This window comes from Shewanella sp. SP2S2-4 (assembly GCF_031932025.1).
GTDB classification, from domain to species: Bacteria; Pseudomonadota; Gammaproteobacteria; order Enterobacterales; family Shewanellaceae; genus Shewanella; species Shewanella baltica.
The window spans coordinates 132,065-140,974 of the sequence record NZ_JAUOER010000013.1 but is presented as its reverse complement, the minus strand read 5'-3'; the positions used below and the strand labels follow the sequence as shown (position 1 = coordinate 140,974).

Sequence of the window (8,910 nt, the reverse complement as noted above, 5' to 3'; positions counted from 1 at the left end):
TGACCGTCACCTATGTGGACGGCAACGGCGACACCCAAACCTTAACCGTGGCCACCAATGGCGATGTCACTGTCCCGGCGGGCGTGACCAGCCTGACCGTGACCGTGGCCACCACCCAGGACAGCGTCTATGAAGGCGATGAAACCTTCAGCCTGCAAGTCACCGAAACCGGCGGCGTGACCACCAATGGCAGTACCGGTGTGACCGGCAATGCCACCATCGTGGATACTAACAATTCACCGACTACAGAAGATTTAGTTGCTAGTGGTGATGAAGATGCGACCAGTATATCTATTCCAACCCTCGCGGGCTCTGATAGCGACGGCACCATCGCCAGCTTCGTAATCGATACCTTGCCATTGCACGGCACCTTGTACCTCGATGGTGTTGCTGTCATCGCAGGCACAGTCATCACTATAGCTAACGCCAGCAAGCTGACCTTTACACCTACAGCTGATTGGAATGGTGACACCAGCTTCACCTACCACGCTATCGATAACTATAATCTGGCAGACGCAACCCCTGCTACCGTGACGATAACCATCAACGCCACCAATGACTGTCCAGTGATCAACTCGATAACTGACAGTCGAGTGTCTGAAGAAGGCCTGACAAATGGCTTAATTGACGATGAGGGTAATCCTGATAAAACTAACTTTGTGACTATGGCAGGTACTATCAATATCATTGATATTGATAGTGATTCTTTAACTGTGTCACTGTCTGGACCTACAGGATTATTCTCTGCAGACCAAGCCATTCAATGGACTTGGGATCCCGTAACAAAAACTTTAACGGGTTATATTGGTACTGTAGGTGAGGCTTCGTATACCGAAATTATGACTGCAACACTGACGCCACCGGTTACTGGTAGTTCAGGAGATTGGACCTATGATGTCACGCTTAAAGGTCCTGTCGATCATCCAGATACTGAGACTGAAGACACCTTGTCAGTCAATATCGGTATTAATGTTGATGATGGTCATGGTGGAACATCAACTGGAAGTTTCAATGTCACCATTGAAGATGATGCTCCAGTCATATCACCAATTGCAGCCGTGCAAACCACAACAACAAGCATTCCTGATTCATTGGTGGGTTTATTCTCACTCACAGGTTACAGCGGTAATAATAGTTCATTAGATTTTAATGGATTTACTATCAGTGCAAGAGGATTCACTTCATCTACTGACTCAAATTTAATTGATGCCGAAATCTTTGGTAGCGGTAGCGGGATAGGCGTAAGTAGTGCTGGTGCCCCTTATCATAATCTCGCGAATGAAGTCGATTTCCGTAAATTTGCTGATGGAAGTTCTGCATCTGAAGAAATCATCATTACTCTCGACCCAGGAACTATTGCCTACGGCGTAAATATCCAGTTCTCCCACATGTTTGGTGGCGAACTAGAAGTCGGTGTCGTCGAGTTTTGGCGAGATGGCCAACTTATCGCAACTCAAACATTTAGCTCAGATGCCAGCAGTGGCGACTATGCCGCCAACTTCCAAGCCTTACAGGGTGGTTTTGACACTATGGTCATTAAAGCCCTTGATAATGGCCAAGGGCCAAATAGCGGTGATAATAGTGACTTCACTGTTACCGCTATTGAGTTTTTAGGCACAACGACTCCACCAGCAATCGCCTTTGCTTCAGGAACAGTAAGCCCTGATTGGGGCGCAGATGGTAAAGGTTCGCTCACATTACAAGGTAGTGATGAAACCAATTTATTCACAGCAACAGGCAGTGCAATTACCATAACCCAAACGGCAAATACGCTGATTGGGGTCGATGCTGCTGGTCACTTGGTATTCAAACTTGAGTTTACCCCAGGTACAGGTCAATGGGACTTCCATCAATATCAAGAGATGTTACAACCTAGCGATGGTGATATTGATTTCAAAGTAAGAGCCACTGATGGAGATGGCGATCATACAGATGGTACTTTCTCTGTTATTCCACAAGTTTATGTTGATACAACGCCACCTTCTGCACCTGAGGTGCGCATCATCGATGATGTAAATGATGACGCGTATTTGACGAGTACTGAGATAGGTAGTAATGGTGTTCAAATACAGGTCAAAATTAATGCTAGTGACTTTAATTCTGGCGGCAGTGTACATCTAGAAATCGATAATGCAGGTAATAGCAGTACAGTAGACCTCATTCTTGACAATGGCGTACTGAAATTTAGTAATGGTGCTCTAGCAACAGGTTACACCTATACAAATGGTGTTATTACTTGGACAGAGCCTACTCCGACTGCAGGTCAGACAATCTCAGTCACCGCCACTCAAACTGATAGTGCGAATAATGAATCAGCTGAAGGCACGGACAATGCTACCGTTATTGATGCGACTGACGATCGTTATACCATCGACGAAGATCAGCAGCTAACGGGTAATGTTCTTACCAATGATCAACTCGGCAATCTGAGCATAACTAGCTTCAGAGTCATGTATAACGGTATGCAAACCAGTTTTAACGCTGGGCAAACCGTTACCTTGGCCGTGGGTAGCTTATTAATACAAGCTAATGGTGAATTCCAGTTTACTCCAAATGATAACTGGGCTGGCGAAATGCCAAGTGTCACCTACACAACACATACTGGTTCCACAGCAGCACTTGATATCACTGTTTTACCTATAGCAGATAAGCCTGTCGTTAACGTTATTCTGACTGATAATGGCATACCGCTATACAGTAACTTTAAGACTTCAGGTATCACTACCGAACAATTCCGTACGGGCGATTTTACTACCGCACCATTTAATACTGGTACGCGTACTATTGATAATACTTCCGGACAAGATCAGTTGCTCGGTACTGGGGGTAACGATCATCTTGTCAGCGCAAATGGCGGCGGTGATCTACTCTACGGTATGGATGGTGATGACATACTTGTCGGCAGTGATGCCGTTCAAGGTGACTCTCTCTATGGCGGAACGGGAAATGATGTTCTTGTTGCTGGTCTAGGTAATGACGGGCTCTACGGTGATGCAGGAACAGATATCGCCGTACTTCTTGGCAACCGAGCCGACTACATAATAGAGAAAGGCGCAGGCTACTCTAGCAATGATCGTTGGTTCAACTTCTTTGTAACTGAAAATGGCATCGGTGTTACTAAGGCCCTGCATGATGTTGAGTATGTGCAATTCAAGGATGGCATATACGCGATCAATCAAATCACAGGTGAACTCACATTAGAACAGCCTACAGCTGTAGACTATCCAATCGAAATTAATGTGTCACTTGCGGATCGAGACGGTAGCGAAAGCATCGATAGCATTCAGCTCAGTGGTTTACCCGAAGGCACCTTACTCTACAGCAGTAACGGTACCTTAATGGGGACTGCAGATGCAGACGGTAATATTCTTCTAAATCATGGCAGCGTATGGAACAGTGCATCTTTAGATGTCAATCTGACAGGATTAACATTAAGGGTTCCTGGTGAATATGCAGGTCAAGTCAACCTCGTTGTCGAAGCAGTATCAAGAGAGTCAGGTACAGACTTGACCAATACTGCAACAGATGCAGATAGCGTCATTCTTAGCTACTTCAGTGGTCATGAAGGAGAGCCTGGCGATCAAAATCTTAACTTTGGTAATGAGCACAACATTGTGGTCGGCGATTTAGACGGTAGCGTTATTTTGCCAGGTCAAAACTACAATATCGCCTTTATGGTCGATAGTTCTGGCAGTATTGGAAGCACGGCGCTCAATAGCATGACAGCGCAACTTGAACAGGTGTTTACGACACTGAAAAACAGCGCTACCGCTGAAGGCAGCGGCACTGTAAATGTGTTCTTGGTTGACTTTGATGGCATTTCTAAAGGTTGGGTTTCTGTCGATATGAAAGACCCCAATGCCCTGTCGATACTGGAAGATGCATTGGACGACATGCGTTCAGGTGGAAACACCAACTACGAAGATGTATTTAAAACGACCGCCAACTGGTTCTCTGGCATCAGCGGTAACAGTGCCACAAATCTGGCTTACTTTATTACCGATGGCCAAGCTAATGAGTACAGCTACAATGAGGGCCAAAACCCTGAGGTTTATAACCCACGCGGAGCAAACAACAGTATTTACCTATCCAGTATCATCCAAAACGGTTATGTATTTGGCAATACATATAGCCAGGATGGACGTACGATCATCAACCAGTACGGTGAAGTATTAAAATGGACCCAAAATAGCAATAATAGTTGGAGCTCAAGTTCAGTTGGCTTTATGCGCCCGGATGGTAATGGAGGTTTCCAATTTGCCAACTTGGGTACAAACGGCACCGGAACGAATGCGAATTCCCAGCAAGGATTTGCTTTCCTATCAACGCTAGGAGTGATTGTTCAGGCCATTGGGATAGGCCCATCACTGGATAGTGAAGATCTTAAGCCATTTGACTCTGACGGTAATGTTCTGACTAACATCAACGCTGAGGATTTAGCAGATGCGATCATTGGTACTCCAATTACCCAACTGCCAGGATCTGATACCATCAACGGTGGTAACGGCGACGATATACTCTTTGGTGATGCCATCAACTTTAACGGTATTAGTGGCCAAGGTTATGTTGCCATCAAAGATTATGTTGCTGATCAGCTAGGGGTAGCCGCAGTTACCGATGCCCAAGTACATAGATATATTACTGAGCATGCATCTGATTTTGACCAATCTGGTGCCAGCGATAAGGCAGATGTTCTTATCGGCGGACAAGGTAATGACATACTTTATGGGCAAGGTGGGAATGATCAGCTTTACGGCGGTAATGGTAATGATCTTATATTTGGTGGTGCTGGTAACGATACTATTATTGGTGGCCTAGGAAACGATAAACTAACGGGAGGGACTGGCTCTGATACTTTCGTCTGGCAGGCTGGCGAGTCAGGAACAGACCATATCACTGACTTTAATATCCATGAAGATAAATTGGATTTACGCGATCTACTTCAAGGTGAAAATACCAACACGCTAGACAGCTATTTGAATTTCAGCCTTAACAGTAGTGGCTCTACAGTGATCGATATTGATGCCAATCAAGACGGTGTCTTTGAACAACATATCATCCTTGATGGTGTTAATTTGTTCGACGAATATGGTAGCACTAACGATGCTGGTATAATTAATGGCTTATTGGGTAGTAATAATGATGGTCCGCTAATCATTGACTCTCAGCCTGTCACACCAGAACCTGTACAAGGAATCGCGCCACTGGATACTAATCCACACCATAATATCATTCCTTAAATAAAATCAGTTCAGATGGCCTATAGAAATATAGGCCATCATGACCGATACTTGCCATAACCATATAAAAATCCAAAGGATAAGTAATTAGGTGTCAGCTGCAGCTTCTGAAAAAATTGACCAATGGACCATTTCAGCCTCGCAAAGAGTCTTAGTGGATCCGCTGCTGGATTGTTTAGTGTTACTCACTGAGCATTTTGGCAACCCATGCTCATGCGACTCGCTTGCGGCAGGTTTACCTTTGTCAGGTGCGGTATTAACACCCGATTTATTACCTCAGGCCGCGTCGAGGGCCGGCCTAGCGGCGAAGTTATCTCGAAAAGGCTTAAACGAAGTATCACCGATATTGCTTCCCTGTATTTTGTTATTAAAAGACAAGAAAGCCTGCATATTGCGTGAACTTGATGTTGAGTCAGATAAAGCGATTATTCAATTACCCGAGACAGGTGGTGAAGAGACGCTAACCATTGAGTCGCTCGAAGCCTTATATGTGGGATATTTATTCTTAGTTAAACAAGAATATCGTGGTGACATGGGCTTTGATGTTTATCTGCATGATAATAAAACCCACTGGCTAGTCCAAACTTTAAAAGATTCTGCCCCCATTTATCGTGATGCATTAATTGCTTCTGTATTAGTGAATTTGTTCGCCTTAGTCTCACCGTTATTTATTATGAACGTGTATGACAAAGTCGTGCCCAACCTTGCCTTTGAGTCCCTGTGGGTGTTAGCGATTGGTGCTTCTATTGCGTATCTGTTTGATCTTGTCATGCGCCAACTCAGAAGCTACCTGATTGATGTAGCAGGTAAAAAAGTAGACATCATAGTGTCTTCTCGCCTATTCGCTAAAGCGATTGGTATCCCCTTAGAAAAACGTTCCCCCAGTATTGGCGGTATGGCAAAACAATTAGGCGAATTCGATAACATCCGTGAAATTTTAACCTCGGCGACGATCACAACCTTAGTCGATCTGCCCTTTGCATTATTTTTCCTAATTATTATTTATATCGTTGCCGGCGATCTCGCCATTGTTCCAGTGATCGGTGGCGCCATCATTATTGGCTTTACACTTTATATCCAACCTAAACTCAAAGCCGCTATCGAAGAAGGCAATAAATTTTCAAGCTTGAAACATGGGCATTTAATCGAGAGTTTATCGGCACTAGAGTCAATCAAAGCCAATGGTGCCGAAGGGATAGTACAAAAAAGCTGGCAACAGATGATAGGCCACAGTGCCAACTGGCAATTGAGGTCAAAAAAGCTCTCCAACTCTGTCTCGAACGTGGCTAACTTCACAGTGCAATTTACCGTTGTTTGCGTCGTCATTTTAGGTGTTTATCGCGTGGCCGATAATGCAATTTCTATGGGCGGAATTATTGCGGCCGTTATGTTATCGAGCCGAGCTATTTCACCTATGGCACAACTTGCAGGCCTGATGACCAGAGCAAACCACACTGCCAGCGCACTGCGTCAGCTTAATGAAATCATGACTCAAGAAGATGAGTTTGAAAATAAAGGGCATTTGGTTAGCAAACAAAGGCTAATAGGTAAAATCAATGCTGATCATGTCGGCTTTGCTTACCCTGGTTCAGAAAAACCAGTACTCCATCCAATGTCACTGACCATAAATCCCGGCGAGCGTATTGCAATTATCGGCCGTAATGGTTCAGGTAAAAGTACCCTTGCCAAGTTATTGGTTGGGTTATTTCAACCGACAGCAGGAAGCCTGCGTTATGACGGTTTAGACTCAGCGCAGATCCATCCGAGTGATTTACGCCGTAATTTTGGTTATTTGCCCCAAGATGTGACCCTTTTCCACGGTTCGATTCGGGACAATATTTTATTTGGTACACGCCAAGTCACTGAGCACCAATTAATCCGTGCCGTACAGCTTTCTGGAGTGAGTCAATTTACCAACCTAGAAGCAGAGGGGTTAGACCAACAAGTCGGCGAAGGCGGCATGTCGCTCAGTCGCGGACAAAGACAAACCGTTGCCCTTGCTCGTGCCACACTCAATGACCCTCCAGTGCTATTGATGGATGAGCCCACCGCCAGCTTGGATGCGCGCGCGGAACAACAATTTATTCGCTCAATGCAGAATGTCAGCAAAGACAGAACCTTAATTCTTATTACTCATAAGATGCATCTGCTGCAGCTCGTCGATCGCATTATCGTACTCGAACGCGGCCATGTGGTCGCTGATGGTCCCAAGGCAGAAGTGTTAGAAAAACTCAATTTTGGCCTCGTGAATGGAGAAGCTAAAAGATGAGTAAAAATCTAACCGCGAATGACTTAGACATGGTTGATGATGTCTACGGCGCCATGATGACTGACGCCCCTAGCGGGCACAGATTAATCATATGGGCACTTGCAGCTATGGTTGTGTGTTTTTTACTGTGGGCAGGGTTTGCTAAATTAGACAAGGTCACCACTGGTTCGGGGAAAGTCATCCCCTCATCACAAGTCCAAGTCATCCAGAGTTTAGATGGCGGCATCATGCAAGAGCTATATGTACAAGAAGGTGAAATGGTAACGAAAGGCCAACCTTTAGTACGTATTGATGATACCCGCTTCCGCTCTGATTTTGCTCAGCAAGAGCAAGAGGTTTTGGGCTTAAAAACCAATGCTATTCGTATGCGCGCGGAACTCGATAGCATTCTCATATCAGACATGACATCAGACTGGCGCGAGCAAGTGCTCGTTACTAAAAAAGCCTTGGTATTTCCTGAGAGCATCATTACCGCGGAACCTGCCTTAGTTAAAAGGCAGCAAGAAGAATACAACGGACGGTTAGATAATTTAAGTAACCAACTTGAAATCTTGGTCCGTCAAATTCAACAAAGACAACAAGAAATTGATGATCTTGCGTCTAAAACAACGACATTAACCACCAGTATGCAGCTGATCTCCCGTGAGCTTGAGCTCACTCGGCCGTTAGCTAAAAAAGGTATCGTTCCTGAAGTTGAACTACTCAAACTTGAACGTACTGTGAACGATTTGCAAGGCGAATTGAATTCAATGCGCCTACTGCGCCCTAAAGTCAAGGCGGCGATGGATGAAGCCATCTTAAAACGCCGTGAAGCTGTATTCGTCTATGCCGCCGATCTACGCGCACAGCTTAATGAAACCCAAACCCGCCTGTCTCGCATGAATGAAGCACAAGTGGGTGCACAGGATAAAGTCAGCAAAGCGATTATCACCTCCCCAGTTAATGGCACCATTAAAACCACTCATATCAATACACTCGGCGGCGTTGTGCAACCAGGTGTCGATATTATCGAAATAGTGCCATCGGAAGATCAGCTACTGATTGAAACTAAAATCTTGCCTAAAGACATCGCCTTCTTACACCCAGGATTGCCGGCAGTGGTAAAGATTACCGCCTATGATTTTACCCGCTATGGTGGTCTTAAAGGAACCGTTGAGCACATCAGCGCTGATACGTCTCAAGATGAAGAAGGTAATAGTTTTTACCTCATTAGAGTCAGAACCGCAGAATCCAGTTTAACCAAAAACGATGGCACACAGATGCCAATTATTCCGGGAATGTTGACTTCGGTTGACGTTATCACGGGGCAAAGATCCATACTTGAGTACATTTTAAATCCAATTTTAAGGGCTAAGGACACAGCGCTCAGAGAGCACTAAGCCTTTTTATAAACCGGGAGGT

General features: G+C 45.1%; 3 protein-coding genes. All 3 read left to right on the top strand.

What is annotated here, in order from left to right; all coding sequences use genetic code 11:
- The first annotated feature begins 14 nt into the window (after positions 1-14).
- The 3 genes from Q4Q54_RS12600 to Q4Q54_RS12590 all read left to right on the top strand — a co-directional run bounded on the left by Q4Q54_RS12600 (position 15) and on the right by Q4Q54_RS12590 (position 8,888).
- Positions 15-5,240: a type I secretion C-terminal target domain-containing protein gene (locus Q4Q54_RS12600; protein ID WP_311988602.1), complete on the top strand. Its 5,226-nt coding sequence runs from the start codon at positions 15-17 to the stop codon at positions 5,238-5,240.
- Between the two features lie 91 nt (positions 5,241-5,331).
- Positions 5,332-7,509 carry a type I secretion system permease/ATPase gene (locus tag Q4Q54_RS12595; RefSeq protein ID WP_311891869.1) on the top strand — a complete coding sequence of 726 codons (2,178 nt, stop codon included), beginning with the start codon at positions 5,332-5,334 and terminating at the stop codon, positions 7,507-7,509.
- A complete protein-coding gene (locus Q4Q54_RS12590) occupies positions 7,506-8,888 on the top strand; it encodes an HlyD family type I secretion periplasmic adaptor subunit (RefSeq protein ID WP_106649185.1) in 1,383 nt (460 codons plus the stop codon). Before Q4Q54_RS12595 ends, Q4Q54_RS12590 begins: the two co-directional genes overlap by 4 nt.
- Positions 8,889-8,910 lie beyond the last annotated feature (22 nt).